We start from the raw sequence: 23,658 nt of genomic DNA, 5'->3' as shown, positions 1-23,658 counted from the left end.
TTGGGCTGAGAAGACCGTCGATGACGAAGAAGACCGTCAAGAGCGTGTGCCCCTATTGCGGCGTCGGCTGCGGCATCCTGCTCGACGTCGCGGACAACAGGATCGTCAAGGTGTCGGGCGACAAGAGCCACCCGACCAATTTCGGCCGGCTCTGCACCAAGGGCAGCACCTGCGGGCAGCCGGTCGCCACCAGCGGCCGTGCCGACAAGGCCTATGCCAGGATCGAAGGCAGCCGCGATCAGGGGCCGATCCCGATCGAAGCCGCGATCGATCGCACGGCGAGCGGCCTGCGCGCGATCATCGACGCGCACGGCCCCGACGCGGTTTCCTTCTACGTTTCCGGCCAGATGTCGCTGGAGGCGCAATATCTCGCCAACAAGCTCTGCAAGGGGTTCATCGGCACGAACAATATCGAATCCAACTCGCGTCTGTGCATGGCGAGCGCGGCGAGCGGCTACAAGCTGTCGATCGGCGCCGACGGACCGCCGGGCTCCTATCAGGATTTCGACAAGGCCGACCTGTTCTTCGTGATCGGCGCCAACATGGCCGACTGCCATCCGATCCTGTTCCTGCGGATGATGGACCGGGTGAAGGCGGGCGCGAAGCTGATCGTGGTCGATCCGCGCCGCAACGCGACCGCCGACAAGGCCGACCTGTTCCTGCAGGTGCGCCCCGGCACCGACCTCGCGCTGCTGAACGGCCTGCTTCATCTGCTCGTGGCCGACGGCAAGACCGACGATACCTTCATCGCGGCCCATACCGAAGGCTGGGAGGCGATGCCCGAATTCCTCGCCGACTATCCGCCGGAGAAGGTGGCCGGGATCACCGGGATTCCCGAGGCGGACCTCCGCAGGGCGGCCGAGTGGATCGGCGCGGCGCCCGAATGGACGAGCTGCTGGACGATGGGCCTCAACCAGAGCACCCATGGCACCTGGAACACCAATGCGATCTGCAATCTGCATCTGGCGACGGGGGCGATCTGCCGGCCGGGCAGCGGCCCCTTCTCGCTGACCGGGCAGCCCAATGCGATGGGCGGCCGCGAGATGGGCTATATGGGCCCCGGCCTGCCCGGACAGCGCGCGACGACGAGCGATGCCGACCGTGCCCTTGTCGAGGATCTGTGGGCGGTGCCGCGCGGCACGCTGCGGGTCGAGGCGGGCGCCGGCACCGTCAGCCTGTTCGAGGATATGGCGGCCGGCAGCATCAAGGCCTGCTGGATCATCTGCACCAATCCGGTCGCCAGCATGTCCAACCGCAAGAAGGTGATCGAAGGGCTGGAGGCCGCCGAGCTGGTCATCACCCAGGACGTGTTCGTCGACACCGAGACGAACCGCTACGCCGACATCATCCTGCCCGGCGCGCTCTGGGCCGAGGCCGAAGGGGTGATGGTCAATTCGGAACGCAACCTGACCCTCATGCAGAAAGCGGTCGATCCGCCCGGTGAGGCGATGGCGGACTGGCAGATCATCGCCCGGGTGGCCTGCCGGATGGGGTATGCCGATGCCTTCTCCTACGCATCCGCCGCGGACGTGTTCGAGGAGATTCGCCGGTTCTGGAACCCCAGGACCGGCTACGACATCCGCGGCGCCAGCCACGAACGGCTGCGCGAGACGCCGCTGCAATGGCCCTGCCCGCCCGATGCGGCGGGCGACCGCAATCCGATCCGCTACCTGAACGACGGCATCAGCCAGGCCGAACGGATCGGCGAGGATGGCGAGCGGCCGCGCATCGCCTTTCCTACCGAACGTGGGCGGGCCTTCTTCCTCGCCCGGCCGCACATGGACGCGGCCGAGATGCCCGACGCGGATTTCCCGCTGGTGCTCAACACCGGCCGCCTCCAGCATCAATGGCACACCCTCACCAAGACCGGGAAGGTGCCGACGCTCAACAAGCTCAATCCTGGCCCCTTCGTGGAAATCCATCCCGAAGACGCGGAGGCGCTGGGCATCGGCGACAAGGATCAGGTGGAGATCCGCTCGCGCCGGGGCCGCGCCGTGCTGCCCGCGGTGGTCACCGACCGGGTCCGCCCCGGCAACTGCTTCGCCCCCTTCCACTGGAGCGACGTGTTCGGCGAGAATCTCGCGATCAATGCCGTGACCAGCGATGCCGTCGATCCGATCTCGATGCAGCCGGAATTCAAGTTCAGCGCGGTCGCGCTCGTCCGGGTTTCTGGCCCGGCGCAGGACATGGCTCCCCCACCCGAGACGCCGGGCGCCGAAACGCCGGCCCCCGTTTCCCTGTTCGACGATGGCGGCCTCGCTCCGCTGCAACTGGCCGCCGTCGACGCCTTCGCGCGGGTGATGGGGCTTGAGGATGGCGGCGTGCCGGCGCTCGCCGGGCACGAACGCGCCTATCTCGACGGATTCACCACCGCGCTGCGCTCGCCGGAAGGTCGCCGGGCCGGCGGCGTCCCGATGCTCCCGCAAGGCGCGCCGTTCGATCCGTCGCGCCAGCATTATGTCAACGGGTTGCTGGCGGGCCTGTTCGCCCGGACCTCGCTCCCGGCCGGGAGCGTGGTTCAGCCGGCCCTTCCGGCCGGCTCGACCATCGCGGCCGATATCGAGGATAGCGACGAGATCCTGATCCTGTGGGCCTCACAGACAGGCAATGCGGAGACCTTCGCGCAAAGCTGTCAGGAGCGACTGGTGGCCGCGACGCACAAGGCGCGGTTGCTGCCGATGGACGAAGCGAAGCTGACGGACCTCGAACAGGCGAGCACCGCGTTGCTGATCGTCAGCACCTTCGGCGACGGTGACGCGCCGGACAATGGCAGCGGTTTCTGGGCCGCGCTGACCGCCGATCCGGCGCCCGCGCTCGAAGGTCTGCGTTACGCGGTTCTCGCGCTGGGGGATTCGAGCTACGACCAGTTTTGCGGGTTCGGGCGCAAGGTCGATGAACGGCTCGAAGCGCTGGGAGCTGTCCGCGCCGCACCTCGGGTCGATTGCGAGCCCGACTATGAGGAATCCGGCCTCGCCTGGCTCACCGGCGTCCTCAGGGCCTTGCCCCAGGCCGTATCGGCTTCCGCCACGCCCCGCGCCCTCGCGGATGCCGTTCCGACAGCCGGCTCGTTGGCATCGCCGAGGGGCGGCGCCAATCCGGCCGCAACGGTGCCCGGCCCGGCATCCGCGAGCTTCACGCGCAAGAATCCGCTCGGCGTGCCGCTTGTCCGCAACCTACTGCTCAGTGGCGAAGGCGCGCAAAAGGAAGTCCGCCAGTTCGGCTTCGGGATCGCCGGCACGGGCTTCGCTTATGCGGCAGGCGATTCACTGGGCGTATTCCCGGTCAACTGCCCCGCGCTGGTCGACGAGATATTGGGGCTGCTCCTGTTGTCCGGCGAAGCACCGGTTCCCGTCAAGAATGTCGGGGACATGCCGCTCGCGGAAGCCCTGACCCAGCATTGGGACATCACCAGGCTTACGATCAACTTCCTCGAACTCATCGCCGAGCGATCACCCGACGTCGCGTTCGCGCCCTTGCTGGACCCTACGCGAAAGGCCGATTTCGATCGCTGGCTATGGGGACGGCAGATCGCCGACGTGCTGCGCGAAAGCGGCGTGAAGCTGGGGCTCGACGATCTGGCATCGGTGCTGCGCCCGTTGCAGCCGCGCTTCTACTCGATCGCGTCCAGCCCCAAGGCGCAGCCCGACGAGGTGCAACTCACCGTCTCGACGGTGCGCTACGATTGCCTCGGGCAACGGCGCAAGGGCGTATGCTCGACCTTCCTGGCCGATCGGGCGGCCGATCGGAAGATCAGCCTGTTCCACCAGCCGTCGAGCCATTTTCATCCGCCGGCCGATCTCTCGCGGCCGATCATCATGGTCGGCCCCGGCACCGGCATCGCGCCCTTTCGCGGCTTCCTCCACGAACGCCGGGCGACCGGTGCCACAGGCGCGAACTGGCTGTTCTTCGGCGAACAGCATGAGGCATCGGACTTCTACTATCGCGACGAGATCGATGCCTGGCGACGCGATGGCCATCTGGACCGGCTGAGCCTCGCCTTTTCGCGCGATCGGGACGAGAAGGTCTATGTCCAGCATCGGATGCTCGAACAGGGTGCCGAGCTATGGCGCTGGCTTGTCGAGGGCGCGCATTTCTATGTCTGCGGCGATGCGAGGCATATGGGCAAGGATGTCGACAGGACGCTGCGCGAGATCGTCGCCCGCCATAGCGGCCTGAAGGCCGCCGCGGCGGCCGACTATGTCGAGCAGATGGCGCAGGAGAAACGATATGTGCGCGATGTGTATTGAGCGGGGGAGGCCGGGGCGCTTCCAGCGGGGTGCTTCCTGCGGAGTGCGCCGCTCGGCAGGAGCATCCACTTGGGCGTTGTGCGTGGAGGTGGGGGTTGTTTGCCTCAAACGACGAGAGCCCCCAGTGCGGGAGCGTTGGGGGCTGTTGAGGTGTTGGTTGCGGGGACAAGCCGCCATCTTGATTTGTTGGTGTCGTGCAGATGCTGAATGGCCACCAGTTGACGTTGCGCTACTCCGCCGTCGTAGTCGGTGAGCAGGCGGTAACCGTCTATGACTGGCGCCACTATCTGGCGGTGATGCAGCGCAAGCCGGGAGCTTTGCGCAATGGTGCGCTCTTCGCCGAGATGCCCGACGCGTTCCGGCGACTGCGGGGACAGCTTCTCAGGCGCGTAGGTGGCTACCGCGAGATGATGGAAATCCTGGCACTGGTCCTGCAGTATGACGAGCAGGCCGCACTCTGCGCGGTCGAGTTGGCGCTTGAGGCCGGTGTTTCCACCAAGACTCACATCCTCAACATCCTGCACGGGCTGATCGGCAATTCTCGATGAAAATCCCGGGTCAGATCTCATTGGAAATCAACAGCATAGCTCCGTGTGCTCAGAGCACCTCTCACTGAAGCCAAAACGGCTGCCCTTCCAGAGCGTCATACTCGCCTAGCGACTTGTTTTTGTCACGGGCGAATCCCGCTAAATCAGAGATTACAATGCGAACAGGCTCATAACTATAACCCGAATATTCCTTGAACGTTTCATAATTTAGCTTTGCAGATTCAATACATCTGGAAAATCCATCAAAATATCTACTGAACAGGTCTGCCAATGTTGACCTTGAAGGCTCCAGCCAACTCTGATCACTATTAAAGTTATTCCAATCAATAGCCGAATCGGTGGCTTCCCGTTCAAAAGAGCTCTGCACCCTATCCATCAAGAATGACGTTCTTTCATTATCGACCATTCTCACATAGCGCCGATACAGACGGTCGGTAAGAAGGCTCCATCCATCATACATCTCCCTTTTCACCGCGTATACATCAAGGCATTGAAAGAATAATATCACGTCAGAAGCAGGTCCGAGCTCGTATAACGAGCTTCCTCCATCAAATCCTATAGTTCTCATTGCGCCTTAAACCTTATGGAGTTCGGGCTAATTACCCCATTGGATCGTTGTACAATGGCCTGACGAATTGAAATTTCCTGTTGAAGACTCAGAGTTTGACCGCGCACATCGATAATAACCTGCTGCTGCATCCCTTCAGGGAGGTTGACAACTCGCTGCTCTGCTTGACGCACGACGTTGCTAATGAGGCCTTCCGTAGTCGTAGCGACATTGTAGTTCTTGACCTCAAAGCTTAGGGACCAATCGGCAGCCACGAAATCGGGACGAACGCTATTAGGAGTGCCGTTGCGCACCTCGTTGCCGTCCAAATAGCTAACCTGAGGGCGAGCGCCAGACCCCAATTCATTACCCACATCGATTTCCGATTGTCGCCAGCTTGGACGCGTCAGAGACGCGGCTTCGCTATCTGCAGCGACACCTTCAGCGATGCCGGACGTTGTGGAGATGGCGGAGCTGAGATCAGCGCCTGCTCCGAGAGCCTTGATGGCACCGCTTGTGGCGGGGAGTCCGGCAATGAGAAAGGTCAGTTGGCCGAGATAACCACCGACGTCCTGTGCGCCATTCGAGGGTTTGAGGATGTCGGGCGTCGGAATGGATGGTGTGACGCCAGTGAACTGACTTGCCAGCCAACTTCCGTCCATCAGGCTCATCTGGTTGCTGACGGTGTTGGTCGTGTCGACCACCGAACGCCCAATACCCTGGGCAACGCCGATCAGCAGATCGGCGTTGCTGCCCTGACCCTTGAGATAGTCCTGCAACGTCCAGGGATTGGTGTCGTAGACAGGTTTTGCGCCATGGTCGTAATTATACTGGTTGGCGTTCTCGCTGCTGATCTCCCGGGGCGTTTCGGTGAAGCCACCCCCCTTAGTCAACTCGTCGATAGCCCAGGCATATTCCGGGCTTTTCGGGTCGATACTCGCTAGTGTCCACGGATCCGACGGCACCGTAATGCCATCGGATCGTTCGTTGTACCAACAACGCACGAGGTAGCAGGCGGCTTCCTCGAGCTGCTGCTTCTGTACCTCGCTCTTGCCAGCTTCCAGGGTGGCCAGCTTCTCCTGCTCGCTCTTGTGGAGCTGACGATTGTACTGGTTGAAGGTTCCCGCCACGGACGCGCCCGAGCCTCCGCCGACGAGCCCTCCGACAGCGTTGCTGGCCAGATTGCTGACGAGGTCGGCGATAGCCGTCTTTCCGGTCGTCCCGTTCGGATCGAGAGTGCCGGCCGCCTCGTTGCCCAATTTGATCAGGGTAGGCGCCGCCAACTGACTCGCAACGGCACCGCCGACCGCGCCCGCCACATCGCCGCCGCCCAGACCGGCGAGCAGGCCAGCGCCGGCGCCTTGCAGTATCGCCTTACCCCCGCTGCCCTCCTCGAGATGCAAGGCTTGAGCGATATCGCCTTCCGTCCGCGCGATCGCATAGCCCGCCGCCGCTGCCGCATCCTGGCGCTGCTGCTGGGTCTGCAGGATGGCGGCGATATCGGGCGTGTTGGCGAGCACGCCCGCATGCGACTGGACGTTGTCCGTCGTGAGCCCCTGGCTGGCCGCGGCGAGCGCTGCCGCCGCTTGGTCCGCTGTCTGCCCCGTCGCCGCCAACTGCCCGGTCGTATCGGTGATATGCACCGACAATCCCCCGCCGTTCTGGGTGACGCCGCTCGTCGTCGTGCTGCTGTCGGACCCGTTCTTGCCCTGAGGCATGGCCGTCGACAGGCCCGTCATGCCCGGCCCCGCCCCAAGGCTCAGCCCGATGCCGCCGGTCTTGGTGCTGTAGCTCGACGCATTGTCGATGTTCTGGGTGACCAGCGTTCCGGTCGTCAGATTATTGGCGTTAGCGGCAGCCGCAGTCGCGCTTGAAGTGATATAGCCGCCCGTCAGCACGGTCGCCCCCGCGCTGATCTGGAACCCGCCATCGCCCGCGAACAAACCGCTCGGCGAGGTCACGCTCGCGTAGTTCGCATCACCCTTGCTCGACGAGATCGAGATCGACCCCGACGGTACGCCTCCAGCCGAAACGCCGACGCCAACCCCGAAGCTCGACGCATGCTGCTGCTGCGCTCCTGTATCCTGCAAGCTCGTGATCGCCAGCGTGCCGCCCACTGCGGCCACGATCTGATCGGCATGGACCTCGGCGCCCGAAAGCGTCGTGTTGCCAGCAGAAGCCACCGTCGTCGTCCCGCTGGAGGTGATCACTGTGTTGGTGTGCGTCGTCTCTTCGCTGCTGCCGTTGCCCTTCGATTGACTGAACGAACCGCTCACGGAGACGCCGTTGGAGCCGATCGTCGCGCCGACGCCCATCGAACTGCTCTTGGAGCTGTTCGTCGACGAGCGCGTATCGGTCGCAGCCGCCAGCGTGATGCTGTCGCCAGCCAAGTTCACGTTGGTGCCCTGAATGGTGGAACCGACCACCGAAATCGCGCCAGCCCCGGCTCCGCCGGTTGCGACGATATTGACGTCACCGCTGGCCGAAAGCTGCGAACCGACCGCGGTGCTGCTGCTGCTGCTCGAACTGGTGCTGCTCTTGCTCGTGCCGAAGCCGATGTTGAGCACGATCCCTGTTGCACCCGAAGCACCCCTGATATCGCCCTTGCCAAGGGCGTCAGCTCCAGCAGCGAGACTTCCCGCTCCCTGTGCCGTATCATAGACGTCACGCGCTGCGGCAATGCCTTCGAGCGCCTGCGTGCGGCCGTCGCTGGTATGGGTCGCACCACCAATGGCGTTGGATGCCGCCATCGCGGTCGAGATTACGCCGCCTGAAAGCCCAATCGAGAGTCCGGTCGATTTATATTGGGTCGTGCTGGTCTCACTCGAAGTATCGACGCCATTGGTGATCGATACGCTTTTGCCGACGACGCTGAGATCGCCGCCGCCCGCGATCAGTTGAGAGCCTTTGACGGTGACCGCATCACTCGATGCGATGGTAACGCTGCCATTCGTCGCGCCGACAAGTGAGCCGACGGAGGTGGAAGTGCTTGTCGTATCCGTCTCGCTGAGCTTTGAGGAGCCGATCGATACACCGATACCGGCCCCGGTGATCCCGGATGTCTTGACGGTCTTGCTGTTATTCTCCTCCGCCGTGCTGGTCGCGTCGGTGATGGAGATCGGCCCCTTGGCGACGAGAGCGACGCTGTCCGTCCCCGCGACCGTGGATCCGATCACGGCAATCCCGCCGGCGGAGCTGGCGATGGTGACGGTGTTACCGGAGATCGTAGAGCCGATGGCGGTGTCGCTGGTGAGGCTGTCACTGATCGTCGTCTTGGTCGATGAGAGCAGGCCGGACTTCTTGGTCTCGGTGGTGGTGAGGCTGGTGTCATGCTCGTTGACGGTGGCGATGGTCACGCCGCCGGTGCCGGACAGCACGACCGCGCCCTTGTCGGAGCTGATCGTCCCGCCCTCAAGGATCAGCTTGCCCGACGGATCGCTGAGACCGGCCGATACGGTCACGCCGTTGGCGCCCGTCAGCGTTGTGCCTTTCACCGTCTCGTCGACCGAGTAGCTGCCCGTCAGGCCATGGCTGATCTTCTGGGTTTCAACCGTGGTCGTGGTGTCGGTGACCGCACCCAGCGTCGCGGTGCCGCCAACCGCAAGGCTGGCGCTGCCGCCTGCGGCCAACTGCGCGCCCTGGCTCGTCAGGTTGCCGGCCGCCACAATCTGCAGATTGCCGGTCGCGTCGATGCTGGTGACCTTGTGGGTGACGCTGTCCGTGATCGAGCCGCTACCGCCGGCCAGGCTGGTTGCGCCATGGCTTTCGGTGGCGACGGCACCCAGCAGCATGTCCCCGCCGGCCGCCAGCGTCAGGTTGCCGCCCGAAAAAGTGCCGCCCTTCGAGACGAGATCCCCGCCCGCCGAGATCGTTGCCACCTGGCCACCCGCGATCGTGCCGGAGTTGAGCAGATCGGCCCCTGCCGTGATGCTGCTTCCCAGATTGGCGGCGATCACGCCCGAATTGGCGAGATTGCCGCTGGTGTGGATGTCGACCGTGTTGCCGGCGATGAGCGCGCCCGAACTCTGGACGTCACCCGCATGCGTGCTGGCCAGATAGACGACGGGCACCAGTGCATGCTGCGGCCCGCTCGGCGTCTGCACCACCTGGTCGACCAGCAGCACGATGTCGCTGGTCAGGGCCGCCATCTGCTCGGGGGTCAGGCCCACGCCGAACGTGAGATTGAACTGCTGGGCATATTGCGCCCCCGCATTCATCAACGCCCGATACTGGTCCTCGTTGTTGCTGTAGCCGGTCAGCAGGGTGTAGCCGGTCAGCGCCGTCACCTGTTGGGTGATCAGTTGCTGCTCGTAGAGCGCATCACCGAGCCGCTTTTCCACCCGCGTCGGATCATAGCCGAGACGGTCCAGGAAATAGTCGCTCGACAGGAAATTCTGCTGGTCGGTGAACGCCGGATTGGTCTCGATCAGATAGCTCGAATTGGGCGTGGCGAACTGGAAGAGGCCACCGAGCGAGACATGGAAGGCGTTCGCAGCCCCTGCCGGCAGACCGATGATCGTGCCCGGTACCGCGCCGTTCGCCTGCCCGACCGTGCTGCCCGCCAGCGTGATCGAGGAATTCCCACCTTGTCCGCCGCTGAGCTGGTCAAGCGAACGCCCGCTGAAAGAGGCGAGGCTGACGCTCCGACCGTTGATCGTGCTGCCGTCGCCGCTGATGGCGCCGTCGAGAGCGATCCCGTTGGCGCCCGTACTGCTCGAAGGCCCGTTGGCGCCCGCCACCCCGCCGCGCGATCCGCCATTTTGCGCGTCGTCGACTGCGCCAACCGTACCGCCCGACACGGAGGCAAGGTCATGGTCCTGACCGTTGACGCCTGCGCCACCGGACACCTGGCCGGCATGGCCACCGGCCTGCGTGCCCCCCGTGGCAGAAGGCCCTGTCGCTCCCCCTACGCCGCCGCGCAGCCCCCCGCCTTGCGCGTTGCCCACGGAGTCCGAGGCTCCATGAGAGCCGAGCACGGTTTGCCCGGAGCTTCCGGTCTGGCGCGCATAGGCTGAGACATCATTGCCCTGGGCATCGAGCGCGAGGTTGGACAGCGAGGTGGTGTTGATCTGGACGCCCCGGCCGCCCGACAGCACGGCGGCCGCCAGCGTGAACGTGTCCTGCACGGTTTCAGCATGGTAGCGCCGTGATCGGGCCTTGTCGGGGCCGTAAACGTCGCCGCCCCATTCGTCGCTGCCGCCACTATGTGCGAAGTAGAAACCGTCCTGGATAGCGATGTCCGTACCCATCAGCGCAGCATTGGTGACCGCACCGCCGGTGATGTTGAGGACGCCGTTCGCCGAGATGGTCGATGCCTGGTTGTTGAGGCTGCCTTCGTCGATGGTCAGGTTGCCACCGAACAGGATCTGCCCCTGGCCGCTGTCCGACACGATCTGCGTCGTAGTGGTGGAGTTGTTCCAATACAGGCGGTTGTGGTTGTAACCACCGATATAATTGGGATCCGATGACGTCAGGTTGAGAACATGCGCCGGAGTCGCCGGGTCGTTGGGATCCTGGCTGGTGAGGACTTGCTGCGTCTGGATCGACGTGTGCTTGTTGACGATGGCGTTGGCCGCCAGAAGTCCGTTACCCGTCGCCTGGATCGTCGCCGAACTGTTGACGATCGAATTGGCCCGGCCCCAATTGCCGCTCTGACTGCCGTCTTGCCCGGCGATGATCAGGTCGCCCAGCGAATAGAGCATGGCGCCGTCGGCGTTGGTGACATTGCCGGGTGTCAGGATCGAGAGGGGGCCGGCGCGGGTCGCGATCACGGCACTGGCACCGATGTTGCTGACATCGCCGCGGGCCGTGATCGAGACCGTATTGCCGAAGATCTGGCTGGTGTTGACCAGGCTACCGGCGTTGATGGTCGTACTCGCCGTGCCGTTGATGATGCCGCTGTTGACGAGCGTTCCGCCGGTCGAAACCACCAGCGTCCCGGCCTTCAGTGTACCACCGCTCTGATTGCTGAGATCGCCATCGCTGCTGATCGTCGCGCTGTTGTCGGCCTGGATCGTGCCGGCATTGGTCAGCGAGCCGTGGACGGTCAGCGACAGGTTATGCGGCGCGGAGAGCGTCTGGCCGCCGGCATTCGTCCAGTTGCCATTGACGGTGAGCGAAAGATCGTTGGTGGTAGCGAGATGGCCGAGATTGGCGCTGCTGAACGTGAGGGCGAGCAAATTGCCACCGCCCAGCACACCGCTGGCCGCGCTATTATCGAGCATGTTCGCCGCGATGGAGGCGTTGTTCGCGGCCGCGATGCTACCGGCGTTGGAGAGGGAAGCGGCTGAGAGATTGAGATCGTGGCTCGCCCAGATGCTACTCCCGGCATAGGTCGTGAGTCCGCCCGACAAGGCGATCCCCACATCGCTGCCAGCGATCGTACCGCCATTGATGAGCTGGCCGGCAGCGATATGGACCTGCCCCGACCCGCCCAGCGTACCGGCGCTGTTGTCGAGCAAACCGCCAATCTGGAAGGTTGCGTTCGAGGTGCCGATCGCCGAGCCGCCATGGTTGACGAAACTGGCGGCGGTCAGCGAGAGCGACCCGCCCGAGAGCGCGCCACCCGCATTGTCGATGCTGCCTTGAGCGCCGATCGTGAGGGCACCGCCGGCCGAAATCTCGCCACCATTGCTGAGATTGCCGAGCGTCAGCGTCGCATCTCCGGACGCGGTGACGACGCCGCTGCCGTTGACGAGCGATCCCGCGTTCAGCGACAAACCAGCTTTCGAGCCGATCAAGCCCTGCGCGCCGTTGTCGATCGTGCCGCTAACCGAAAGCGTCAGATTGCCGCTGCCCAGCGCCTGGATGCGGCCGCCATGGTTGGTGAGGCTATCGGCTGCGACGAAGAGCGCGCCATTGCTGGTGATGACGCCCGAACTGTTGTCGATCGCGCTTGGATCGATGGTGAGGCCCGCATCCGCGCTGATCGTGCCGCCGACATTCTGGATGGCACCACTGACCAGAATGGTGCTGGCGCCGGGAGAGACGAGGCTCCCCCGATTATTGATGAGCGTGCTCGACGTGAGCGCGAAATGGCCGTTGGTGGCGATGCTGCCCGCACTGTTATCGAACGTGCCGCCCGACGACAGGGAGAGCGTGCCCGTCCCGGCATGGCGGATGGTGCCGCCCGCGTTCGAGAAGTTGCCCGCCGCCAGCGTGAGGCTGGCGGCATTGGTCGCGATCGTGCCGCCAGCGCTGTTGTCGAGCGTGCCCCCGACCGAAATGGCGAGAGCGTTGGTCGACGAGACCGAGATCGTCCCTCCCGCGTTCAGCAGGTTCGCAACCCCCAGATCGAGCGTGCCGGCCGAAAGCGTGCCCGCTGCGGTCTTGAGCGTGGTGCCGCGGATGCTGACGGCGTTGCCCTGAATGAGGCCCCCGGCGGATGCGTCCACACTGCCTGCGGCATTGAGTACCAACGTACCGCCGTCGATGTCGCCGCCGACCAGGCTGATGTTGCCGCTCGTCGCCGTGGCGGAAACGCCCGCGCCGGTCAGGCGGCCGCCCGCGCCAAGATCGATGGCACTGGCCGAAACATTCGCATTGCCCGTCGCCGCGATGAGGCCGCCGCGGCTCGACAGCGCCCCACTGGTCGAGATGACGAGTTGTGACGCATCGCCGGTCACGCTGAAATTGCCGGCCAGAAGCTTGCCGCCATCATTGACGAGGCTGCCGGCGTTGACGCTCACGCCCCCCTGGCCCGACACCGTGCCGCTGTTGACGAGCGCGCCACCGCTCAGCGTGAGCTGACCGCCACTGCCGATCGTGCCGCTGTTGGCAAGGGAGGTCGTGGCCGCGATCGTCGCATTCGAGATCGCACTGATCGCGCCGCTGTTGACGAAGTTTCCCGACGTGAACAACAGGGCGCCATTGGTCCCGATCGTCCCGCTGCTGGTTCCGCTCGTGACGCCGAGGGTCAGCGTGCCGCTGCCGTGATGAAGCAGTTGTCCGCCGATATTGGTCAAGGTGGCGGCGCGAATGCCGAGATCGGCGGAATTGGCTTCGAGGTCGCCGCCCGAAATATCGAGGGTACCCGACAGCGAGAGGCTCGATGCCCCCGATCCGCTGATAAGCAGCTTGCCGCCATGCAGGACGCTCGCGCTGCCGGCGGTCAGGATCAGGCTGTCGACCGCAAGCTGGCCGGCATCCAGGTTCAGGCTCTGCGCATCGATGGTCGCGGCCCCCGAGCTTACGATCGTGCCGCCCTGGATGGCCCGCACCGCCCCGCCGGCCGTCATATGGAGAGGGCCGCCAGCGATCAGCGTACCGCCTTCCGTCGCAATATCACCATTGCTGGTCAGGCTGAGAGCGCCGACCGCACTCAGGCTTCCGGCGCCGATATCGATGGAGCCGGCCGTCACGCTGACGTCGCCATTGCCACCAATCGTGCCGCTTCCGCTGACGGCTCCCACGCTGGTCAGCGTCAGCGCCCCCGTGCCCGTCGCCAGCAGCTTGCCGCCGCTGTTCGCCAGCGCTCCCGTGTCGATCGTCAACGCGCCGCCGCCCGCGATCGTGCCACCGCTGTTATCGAGCAAATTCTGGATAATGAGATGCGCCGTGCCGGCCGACGAAATGCTGCCCTGATTGGCCAGGCTCCCCGCCCCCAGCGACAAGGAGCCGTTGGTTGCGATCACGCCGCCGCCAGCGTTGGTGATCGAGCCGCCTACAGAAAGATTGAGAGCGCCGGTTCCTGCATTCGCCAACGTGCCGCTGTTGACCAAAGTGCCGGCCGACAGGGTGAGGTCTCCGCCATCGATCTGGACGACGCCGCTGTTGGAGAACTGTCCGGCAGTCGTGATCCGGCTCGTGCCGTCACCGACGACGGTGCCGCCGAGGTTGGACAGGCTGCCCGCGCTGATGTCGAAGCTGCCGGCCGACACCGTGCCACGATCGGTCACCAGCGCGCCGGCACTGGCGAGCGTCAGGCGAGCGGCCGAGATCAGGCCGCCATCCGCCTGGATGCCACCGCTCGTGCTGGTGGCCGAGAGGGTGCCCGTGGCGATCAGGTTGCCATTTCCGCCCACATCCAGCGAGGCCGCACGGACGGTCGTGTCACCCGCCGATCCGATGACGCCGCCCCGCGCCTCGATCGCGCCGGTCGCCGTCAGCATCAGGCTGGAGCCGGTCCCCGTCGCCTTGATCTGCCCTCCGGCCCCCGTGAGCGAGGCGAGTTCCGCGACGATATTTCCCCGCGCCTCGATATCGCCACCAGCATTGCTGACCGCGCCGGCCGCCAGATGCAGCGCGCCGCCGCCCAGAAGGGCCCCGCCATCGTTTGCGAAGCTTCCCGACACGGAAAGAGAGGTATCGCCGAGCGCGGTGATCGAGCCATGGTTGCCATTGGCGAGCGACAAGGCGGTCAGCGCGAGGCCACCGTTGGTCGCGATGGTGCCGCCGCCATTCTCCAGCCCGCCCGTCAGATTGAAACTGAGCGTGCCCGTCCCCGCATGGCGGATCGCGCCGCCGGCGTTGGACAGCGTGCCGGCGCCAATGCTCCAGTTCGCGGCATTGGTTTCGATCAGCCCGCCCGCGCTGTTGTCGAGCGTGCCGGCGAGATTGAATGTCAGGACATTGGCCGACGAAACCGAGATCGCCCCGCCCGCATTGAGCAGATTGGCGACGCCGAGATCGAGCGTGCCGGCCTGAAGCTTGCCGCCGGCGGTCTGGAGGGTGGTACCGTGGATGCTGACGGCATTGCCCTGCAGGACGCCGCCTGCTGAGGCATCAATCGTGCCGGACGCGGTGAGCGTCAGACTGGTGGCGTCGATCCCGCCGCCCGCCGCGACGATATTGCCGGACGTTGCTGTGGCGACCACGGTGGCGCCGGTGAGGCGACCGCCCGCGCTGAGATCGATGGAGCCGGCGCCGACCGTCGCCAGGCCGGTGGTGGCGATCAGGCCATTACGGCTGGAAAGCGCGCCTGTGACATCAAGGTTGAGCCCGGTACTGTCGATCGCCGTGGAGAAGTCACCGGCAAGCAGGCGCCCGCCGCCATTGGTCAAGGTCGACCCACTAATCGCCAATCCCCGTGTGCCGGCGATCGTGCCGCCGTTCACGATCGAGCTACCGGTCAGGTCGAGCGCACCGCCGGCGGCAATCGTGCCGTTGCTCGTCAGCGACGTGGCCACCGTCAGACGAGCATCGCCTACCGCGCTGATCGTGCCGCTATTCGTCAGCACGCCTCCGGACAGGAGCAACTTGCCGTTGGTGGCCAGCGTGCCCGAACTATCGAGGGTCGCCGCCGTCAGGGACAACGTGCCGACCCCGTGATGCAGAAGCTGACCGCCTGTATTGACCAGACTGCCCGCCTGGATCGTCAGATCGGCGGAATTCGCCTCGATCGTTCCGCCCGACAGATCGAGCATCCCCGAGAGGAGCAGGCCGGATGCGGCGGTGCCACTGGCGAGAAGCTTGGCGCCGTGCGTGATGTGCGCGTCGGTCGCGGTCAGCGTGACGCTGTCAGCCTGCAGCGTGGCGCCATCGAGCGTCAACGTGGTGGCGTTGAGTGTGGCGCTGCCGGACCCGGCGATGGTCGCGCCCGCCGACGCGCCGACCCTGCCGGCGGCGGTCAGTTGCAGCGCGCCGTTGGCGACGATGGTGCCGCCTTGGGTGGTGATGTCGCCCGAAAGGCTCGTCGCCGACAGACTGCCGGCGGCGCTGAGCGTGCCCGTACCGATATCGATCGAGGCGGCACGCACGCTGACATCGCCGTTACCGCCGATCAGGCCGGCGCCGCTGACCGCACCGAGGCTGGTCAGCGTCAAGGTACCCGTGCCCGTCGCGGTCAGCTTGCCCCCACCGTTGGCCAGCGATCCGGTGGCGATGGTCAGCGTACCCGAACTGCTGAACGTGCCGCCGCTATTGTCCAGCGCACCCGCCACCGCCAGCGTGGCCGGGCCGACCGACAGGATCGACCCCTGATTGGCGAACGCCGCCGCGTTGATCCCGAGGCTGCCGTTGCTGCCGATGGTACCGCCGGCCATGTTGGTGCCGGTACCGGTGAGCGTCAGTGCCAGTGTGCCCGTGCCCGCCGCGGCGATCTGGCCTGAATTGGTGAGACTCCCGCCCGCCACACTCAGGTCGCCGCCGTTCACCAGGATCGACCCACTGTTGGCGAGTGTGCCCGCAACCGAAATCCGGCTGGATGTCGCGCCCAGCAGCGAACCCGCCATGTTGGACAGGCTCGCCGCAGAGAGATCGAAGCTGCGCGCGGACAATGTCCCGGCATCGGTGACGAGCGCGCCCTTGGCGGTCGCGGCGATGATGTCGGCTGAAACCGTGGCACCATCCAGACGGATGTCGCCGGTCGAGGTGGTGAGACCCAGGTTCGTACCGGCGATCAGCGAGCCCTTGCCGCCAACGTCGAGCGAAGCGGCGTGGACGCTCAATGCCCCCGCGGCTCCGATCAATCCACCGCGCGCCTCGACATTCCCTGTCGCGATAAGGTTGAGGTTGGAACCGGCCCCCGTCGCCTTGAGCACTCCGCCCGCGCCGGTCAGCGATGCCGCCTGGACGGTGATCGCGCCCGTCGCCTCGATGTCGCCCGCCGCATTGCTGATATCGCCGGCGGCCAGCGTCAGTCTTCCGCCGGAGACGACCGCGCCGCCATCATTGTCGAGCGTGCCGGTCGTGGCCAGGACGATGGAGCCGAGCGCGGTGATCGCGCCCGCGCTGTTGTCCAGCGATCCGGCCTGCAGCGCGAGGCTGCCGTTGGTCGCGATGCGTCCGCCCTTGTTGTCGATCCCACCGGCGACCGTGATGCTGAAGACGCCCGATCCGCTGTGGAGGATCTGCCCCTTCTCGTTGACGAGCCCGGCCGCGGCGATCGCAAAATCGGTGCCACCGGCCTGAATCACGGCCCCCGAATAATCCAGCACACCGGTCGTCGCGATCGATCCTGCGCCACCGGCCTGCACAACCATGGCGTTCTTGAGCGACAGGACGGGCGCCTGGAGGGAGAGTCCCTTGCTGCTCAGCGATGCCGTGTCGAGTATCAGCTTTGCCGCATCGAGCGAGAGCGTGCCACCCGACAGGAAGGTCGAGGCCCGCCCATCCAGAAGGCCGGCTGCCGACAGGTTGGCGTTACCACCGGCTGAAATCAGCGCGCCGCCATCCGCCTTGAGATCGCCGGAGACGGCGACGACGCTCAGCATGCCGCCGGCACTCGTCTGCCCTGTGGCACCGCCGATATCGATTAAGCCCGCGCGAATGGAGACATCGCCATTGCCGCCGATGACGCCGTTTCGTCCTTGCACCCCGCCTGTCGCGGAAAGGTTCAATGCCGCCGTGCCGGTCGCAAGGATCTGGCCTTGGTTGTTGTCGATGCTGCCGGCCGTCAGCGTCAGGGCATGGGCGGCCTGAACGATACCGCCGGCATTGGCGAAAGTGCCTGCCTGGACGGCCAGCGCGCCGTTGGTGGCGATCTGGCCGCGCTGGCTGTTGTCAGCCCCGTTCAGGACCGTCAGCGTGAAGATTCCGGAACCGGCATGGGCGATGCTGCCCGCCTGGTTGACGAGCGATCCTGCCTGCAGCGAAAAATCCGCCCCGTTGGCGCGGATCTGGCCGCTGACATTGGACAGGGTGCCGGCGACGGAGATACTGGCCGCGTCGCTGCCGGTGCTGAGGATGATGCCGCCATCATTGATCAGGCTGCCGCCGGACAGCGCCACAGTGGTGGCGGCAAGCTGCCCTCCATTGTGCAGGTCGATCGTGCCGGCGGAGGTCAGCGTCGCGGTGCGGCTCGCCGTGATCAGCCCCCCGGCATCGGCGATGATGCCCCCCACACCGGTCGCAACCGTGAGATTGCCGCCGCTGAGCAGCGTACCGCCGCCTACGTCCACCGAGGTGGCGCTGATCGTCAGATCGCCATTGGCGCCAATCACGCTCGCCCGACTGGAAATGGCGCCGGCTACCTCGATCGATGTCGCAGCGGACGAAGTGTTGAGGATGTTACCGCTGTTCGAAAGGCTTCCAGCGCCCAGCGAGGCCGTATCCGCCGCCTGGATCGTTCCACTATTGGTCAGGCTGCCCGACGTCTGAAGGGAAAGCCGGCCTGTCGACGCCAGCATGCCGGAATTGGTGGCCGCGCCGGACGAGACCGTCACGTCATTGCCCTGAACGATGCCGTTGTTGACGAAGGAAGTCGATGTAAGGCCCAGCGCCCCACCGACCAGAAGCTGTCCGCTCGAGGTGAGCGTGAAGTCGCCGGTGACGAGGTTCGCGCTGGCCGCCTGGATCGTGCCGGCGATGCTCGTCGGCCCGGCGGACAGGGTGAAACGATCCGGAGCGACAGTCTGCCCTCCCAGCGCAACGGCGCCGGTGCTCGTGATGCCGATCCGACCGGCAGCGCCAAGACTTCCATCCTGCCCGAGGCCGGCGGCCAGGACGCCGGTCGAGGACAGGCTGCCGACCGACAGGTTCAGATCGCTTCCCGAAGCGACCAGTCCACTGTTGGCGAGTTGTCCGCCAGTCACGACGGTCACGCCCTTGGGAGCGTAGACCGTACCCGAAACAACCGCGTCGCCACCGGCCTCGATCGACGCCGTCGTCGTACCCACCGCCTTGCCTGCAATCTCCACATTGCCGGCGGCAGTCAGGGTGAAGCCTTGCTCGAGGCTGGCCAGTGTGCCGTCGACCCGCACGCCAAGGCCGGCCTCGGTACCGACCAGACGGATCGAACGGGCATACATGCCCCCCAACGCCGCGACATCCAGTGCGAAGGCCGGAGTCTGTGCGCTCGTCTTCTGGGCGGTCACGACGATGTCGTCACTGGCAGCCCCCGTCGCGATGTCGGCAGCACCCGCGCTGGCGTTGACCTTGTCGGCCCAGATGCCGGCATTGACCTCCAGCGCACGGGAGAACAGGTCGAGGCGCATGTTGGACGCGTTGAGGCCGCTTCCGCCGACGCTGATCGCTCCCTCGCGGACCTGAAAGCCGGCGAGCGCACCATCCTGACCAAAGAGGGGCGTGCCGGTGGTCAGCGTCGCCCAGGGGGTGTTGATGAAGCCGCAGCCTGCGCAGGAGATACCGTTACTGTTGGCGACCACCACCTGCGCGGGGCTGCCGGCGACCTCCAGATAGCCGTTGAGCGCGCTCGGGCTCGCGCCGACCACCTGATTGATAATGAGCGAAGCCGGGCCGTTCGCCTTCAGCGCGTCGTTGCCGTCGATATAGCCGGCAAGCTGGGTGGACGTGATCGAGGGCGAGTTGTTGAGGATGAGCCCGGCCGGGCCGACATTGAAGTCCTGATAGGTGTTGAGCGATGCGCCCTTGCCGTTGGGCGTGTTGATCTTGACGATCTTCGTGCCGTTGCTGGCGGCATCCATCATTGGCGCATGCACCCCTCCCGGCGTCACCTGCGCGGTGACGGGCCAGCTGCTGCTCAGCACCGTGCCGATCATCGTCATCCGGATGATGGCGTGGAATCGCTTCGAAAAGCGCCTCGGTTGCCGCCCCCGCACAGGCGAGCCGCGGTAAACCAGAATATGCTGCCCCGTCATTTCAGAACCCCCAGCCGGCCGTGATACCGACTTCCCCCACCCGATTGCCCGAAACCGGCTTTTTGGCCGCCGTCACGGGGACGGCCGCAAACATGTCGAGATTGAAGCCCTTCCAGGCTGCCCGGATTCCCCCGCCGAGCCCGACCGGCGTTTCGCCTCCATCCCGGACGCCGCCGGTGTCGACCAGCGCGTAAGGCTGAATCAATCGGGAGACGCCGAGGCTGACTTCCTGCCGCAGATACCAGCCGGATCGCCCAAGCAGGGCATGATCGCTGTCATAGCCGCGCACCGTATAGGGACCGCCGAGCGAAACCTGATCCGAGCCGAACAGCATATGGTTGCTGATCTGGGCATGGAATGTGCCGCGGTAGGCGAGCGCCCCGCCAAGCGGGGCCGACACGCCGAGATCCACCGTGGCGATCCGGTAGCGGGCCGTCGGTACGGCATCGGGCAGGTTCGACTCATCTTTCTGAGCGCCCAGCAGTCCGACCCCCATGCGATAGGCAAGCTGGCTGTCGATCTGGATCTTTCCGAAAGTGTGACGATCCTCGAGGGTGAACTGGAGGTCCGTCAGATCCTGATGCTGGAGACCGATCTCGATATCGTCGATGAAGCTGCGACCCCACCGACCTGGAGCTGCACCTGCAGGCTCGTCTTCGAGATCCTGTCACGGTGAAGGACACGTTCGACATAGGCGGAAACGGATGTGACCGTCCCGGACGTGTCGAAGGCCTGCACCTGTCCGATGACATGTTGGGAATAGCGGTTTGCCGAGCCGGCGACGCCGAAGGTCCACCAGCCATAGGGGATGCTGAGACTCCCGCCGGAGCCCTTGCTGTCCGCCGGGACGGCGGGGCTATTGACCCGGCTGTTGACATAGCCGTTCAGAATTTCGTTGAGACCAACCAGATTGGAAAGCGTCGCCTGACCGGTCCCTTGCCACCGCCCGACGGTGCTGCCGGCCAGATTGTTCACCGAGATCGAGCCCGACAACAGCTTGCTGGGTTTGGCCTGAAGATTGAGCAGGCTTTCGCCCGGCGTGGCCCCTGGTGCGAGATCCACCGCCACCTGCCGGCCCGGCACCCGCCGCATCTGGTCGAGACCCTGCTCGATCGCGCGGATGTTGATCAGGTCGCCCTTATGGAGCGGCGAGGCGACCGCCCAGGCGCGGCGATCCTTGGGCGTGCCGCCCCGGACACCCGCGCTGACGCCCGGCACGACCGCCACGTGCAATATGCCCGAGGAGAGATCCTGCGGTGGCAAGCCGGCGCGGGTCGTGACCAGTCCCCGGTCGAGGAAGGCCGCCTCCAGCGATTTCAGGATATAGTTCAGCCCCTCGTGGCCGGCACAGCGCCCCACATAGCGATCGAGATGCCCCCGCACCCACCTCAGCTTGTGCGGCAGATGCGTATCGAACTCGATCGAACGGATCGGGAAGCAGGGATGCTCGACCGGGAACGGCCCCAGTGCCACGGCCTTGCCCGCAGCGAGGCTCGCTTGCGGCGTTGTTTCACGCGCAACGCGGTCGGCAGCCTGATCCTCCGCAGCGCGCCGCGCCTGATCGCGCGCGATGGCGGCGGCGGCTTCGGACGCAGGGTCGGATGCCTGCGCGTAAGCGAAAATCGGCAAACCGGCCAACAGACTCGCTGCCATATAAGAAAGATATCGGCGAGGCCGACGCGATTGGCCAATAGATGAACGAGAATTGCGTTCGATTTCGTGCAAGGCCTTGGCATCGCGCATCTGACAGATGCCGAGCACATGATGATATCTTGAGAAATTCACGCAACGATCACCCACCCCTGAGCGCGGGCGGATTAGCTTCAACAAGGTTTATGAAGCACTAAAATTCGTTGTGATTCGAGACCAAAATATGATCCATTATGGACATGACCTTGCCATGTATGGCGCTTCGTTCTGTGAGACAGATAAGCATCGAGGAAGCGAGAAAGCATTTTCTCACTTTTCAGCGCATTCGATGTCGATAAGCGATGCGTAGACTGTCCGGTAAAAACGGCTCCATTCAGGCCGTAAATCTATCAAATGGCAGACGACAGGATCGTGAACGAAGGCCACGATCCCATGTTTCCCTGGGAGCACGAGCGTGGTCGGTACGCGGCACTCTACGAGAATGGAGCATCTCTCAGGAATAATTGACATGGTGCTCGACGAAGAGGCTGACGGCACCACCGCGCCAGCGCTTCTCGACCCATGCTCGCAGATAATCACTGAGCTGCGCTGAATTGGCGAGGGTCGCGTCGACGCGGCGGGCAAGCTTGCGCCGGAATTCAGCCTCGCTCCGCGCATAGGTCGCGTAATAATAGGTGGTGAGACCTTCGCCGGTCGCAAAATGCCCGGTCCGGGCCGCCCAGATCGATGGGGGCGCGTCGAGCGGGAGATCCTCCTCACGTTCCCAGGGGAATACCTCCTGTTCAGCGCGCAGCCGCACCTCGACGCAGGTCTTGATAAAGGCCGGATCGGCGAGCTTCTCGCGCAGCCGGGCGGCCTTGGCTTCGAGTTCGGCGGCCTGGGCCAGCCCCTTGGCGATGATGTCGGCGGTGATGGCATCGAGAGTGCCCTGCCGTTCCGCTTTCCGTCGCGCGTGGTCGGCGACCAGCGTCTGGCTCCGGTCATGCGCCCATCGCGCCGGCGCGCAGCCGGCGACGGGGAGCAGATGGTCGTGCGCGGGCGACGCCTCAATCCACCGCGCGAACTGCGACAGCGGCTCGGGCGTAGGTCCACCTGCGCGGCGAGCTGGCGTCGATGCTGGAGCTGTGCGGATGCGCGGATAAGCAAAACGCCCCCAGTGCGGGAGCGTTGGGGGCTGTTGAGGTGTTGGTTGCGGGGACCCGCGCTGGACGGCGTCACACTTCCGCGATTATCGATATCTGATGGCTGAAAATGGCCGATGAACGAACCCGCTGCGCGGGAGGGACGCGCGTGGTGAGGTCGCGCTAAGGCTATCGCTCCACGGTGCCCGTTGAGAGGGCGGCGACCGAGGCAGAGCATCGAGGCTCCTTCAACCAAGGAGCATGACGATGACCTTGTCCATCATTCCCGCGCCTGTCAGCCCGCTTCGCCAGCGGCTCATCGACGACATGGAGATGCGTCACTTCTCGAACGAGACGCAGCGCAACTACATCCGCGACATCGGCCGGTTCGCGACGTTTCTGGGGCGTCCTCCCGATATGGCGACGGCGGAGGATCTGCGGCGCTTCCAAGTTGAGCAGCAAGAGAGCGGCGTTCCGGTGCCGACGATGAACAGCATCGTCTCAGCGCTGCGTTTCTTCTTCACCCAGACGCTCGACCGACCGGACCTCGCCCGCAAGCTCGTGCGCGTGGCGCATCCGCGCAAGCTGCCGGTGGTGCTGAGCCGTGACGAGGTCGCCCGCCTGCTGGGCGCCACCACCTGTCTGAAGCATCAGGCCGCGCTGGCCGTCGCCTATGGTGCTGGGTTGCGGGTCGCCGAGGTGTCGGCGCTCAGGGTTCGCGACGTCGACAGCGAGCGAATGCTACTGCGGGTCGAGCGCGGCAAGGGTGGCCAATATCGCAACGCCATGCTCTCGAGCGACCTGCTCGCGCTGTTACGGCAATGGTGGAAGCTCGGCCACGAGCAGGGCGTCATGCACCGGGACGGCTGGCTGTTCCCCGGCCAGCACTACCTCAAGCCGCTCAGCACCCGACAGATCTACCGTGTGGTCGTCGAGGCGGCGCTGGCCGCCGACTGAGGTGGTCCCGCCTTCTTGGACAGTTTGGCGGCTGAGTTAAGCTAATCCCGGTTGTCGTTCATGCCGCCTGTTTGATCATCAGGTCATGGG

6 protein-coding genes and 2 pseudogenes are annotated in these 23,658 nt (G+C 65.1%); 3 read left to right on the top strand and 5 right to left on the bottom strand.

Features of this window, described 5'->3' with window-relative positions; all coding sequences use genetic code 11:
- The first annotated feature begins 20 nt into the window (after positions 1–20).
- On the top strand, positions 21–4,247 hold the full coding sequence (locus FHS98_RS12785) for a bifunctional nitrate reductase/sulfite reductase flavoprotein subunit alpha (RefSeq protein ID WP_167105520.1): 4,227 nt from the start codon (positions 21–23) through the stop codon (positions 4,245–4,247).
- A gap of 263 nt (positions 4,248–4,510) precedes the next feature.
- Positions 4,511–4,780: pseudogene (locus FHS98_RS12780) on the top strand (IS21 family transposase); the annotation flags it as partial.
- Between the two features lie 76 nt (positions 4,781–4,856).
- Here FHS98_RS12780 and FHS98_RS12775 read toward each other — a convergent pair.
- The 5 genes from FHS98_RS12775 to FHS98_RS12755 all read right to left on the bottom strand — a co-directional run bounded on the left by FHS98_RS12775 (position 4,857) and on the right by FHS98_RS12755 (position 22,289).
- Positions 4,857–5,201, bottom strand: a complete 345-nt coding sequence (locus FHS98_RS12775) for a hypothetical protein (RefSeq protein ID WP_208402256.1) — start codon at positions 5,199–5,201, stop codon at positions 4,857–4,859.
- Between the two features lie 158 nt (positions 5,202–5,359).
- Positions 5,360–19,747, bottom strand: a complete 14,388-nt coding sequence (locus FHS98_RS12770) for a beta strand repeat-containing protein (protein WP_167105514.1) — start codon at positions 19,745–19,747, stop codon at positions 5,360–5,362.
- A 94-nt stretch (positions 19,748–19,841) separates the two neighbouring features.
- Positions 19,842–20,414, bottom strand: coding sequence for a ShlB/FhaC/HecB family hemolysin secretion/activation protein (locus FHS98_RS18985; RefSeq protein ID WP_279588273.1), 573 nt, complete (start codon positions 20,412–20,414; stop codon positions 19,842–19,844).
- The gene (locus FHS98_RS18980; protein WP_167105511.1) at positions 20,411–21,583 is read right to left on the bottom strand and encodes a ShlB/FhaC/HecB family hemolysin secretion/activation protein; all 1,173 of its coding nucleotides are present in this window, start codon (positions 21,581–21,583) and stop codon (positions 20,411–20,413) included. The genes FHS98_RS18985 and FHS98_RS18980 overlap by 4 nt, the downstream gene beginning before the upstream one ends.
- A gap of 400 nt (positions 21,584–21,983) precedes the next feature.
- Positions 21,984–22,289, bottom strand: coding sequence for a hypothetical protein (locus tag FHS98_RS12755; RefSeq protein ID WP_167105508.1), 306 nt, complete (start codon positions 22,287–22,289; stop codon positions 21,984–21,986).
- Between the two features lie 589 nt (positions 22,290–22,878).
- Here FHS98_RS12755 and FHS98_RS12750 point away from each other — a divergent pair.
- Positions 22,879–23,562, top strand: a pseudogene (locus FHS98_RS12750) (tyrosine-type recombinase/integrase); the annotation flags it as partial.
- Between the last annotated feature and the right edge of the window lie 96 nt (positions 23,563–23,658).

Origin of the sequence: Sphingomonas oligoaromativorans, assembly GCF_011762195.1 — a bacterium.
Lineage (GTDB): Bacteria > Pseudomonadota > Alphaproteobacteria > Sphingomonadales > Sphingomonadaceae > Solisphingomonas > Solisphingomonas oligoaromativorans.
The sequence above is the reverse complement of the archived record's forward strand: the minus strand, read 5'-3'. Positions and strand labels throughout refer to the sequence as shown.

What these genes read in the sequence shown, in the direction of transcription:
- FHS98_RS12785 (WP_167105520.1), top strand. Translation starts at nt 21, where the DNA reads ATGACGAAGAAGACCGTCAAGAGCGTGTGCCCCTATTGCGGCGTCGGC.
- FHS98_RS12775 (WP_208402256.1), bottom strand. Translation starts at nt 5,201, where the DNA reads ATGGTCGATAATGAAAGAACGTCATTCTTGATGGATAGGGTGCAGAGC.
- FHS98_RS12770 (WP_167105514.1), bottom strand. Translation starts at nt 19,747, where the DNA reads ATGACGATGATCGGCACGGTGCTGAGCAGCAGCTGGCCCGTCACCGCG.
- FHS98_RS18980 (WP_167105511.1), bottom strand. Translation starts at nt 21,583, where the DNA reads ATGCGCGATGCCAAGGCCTTGCACGAAATCGAACGCAATTCTCGTTCA.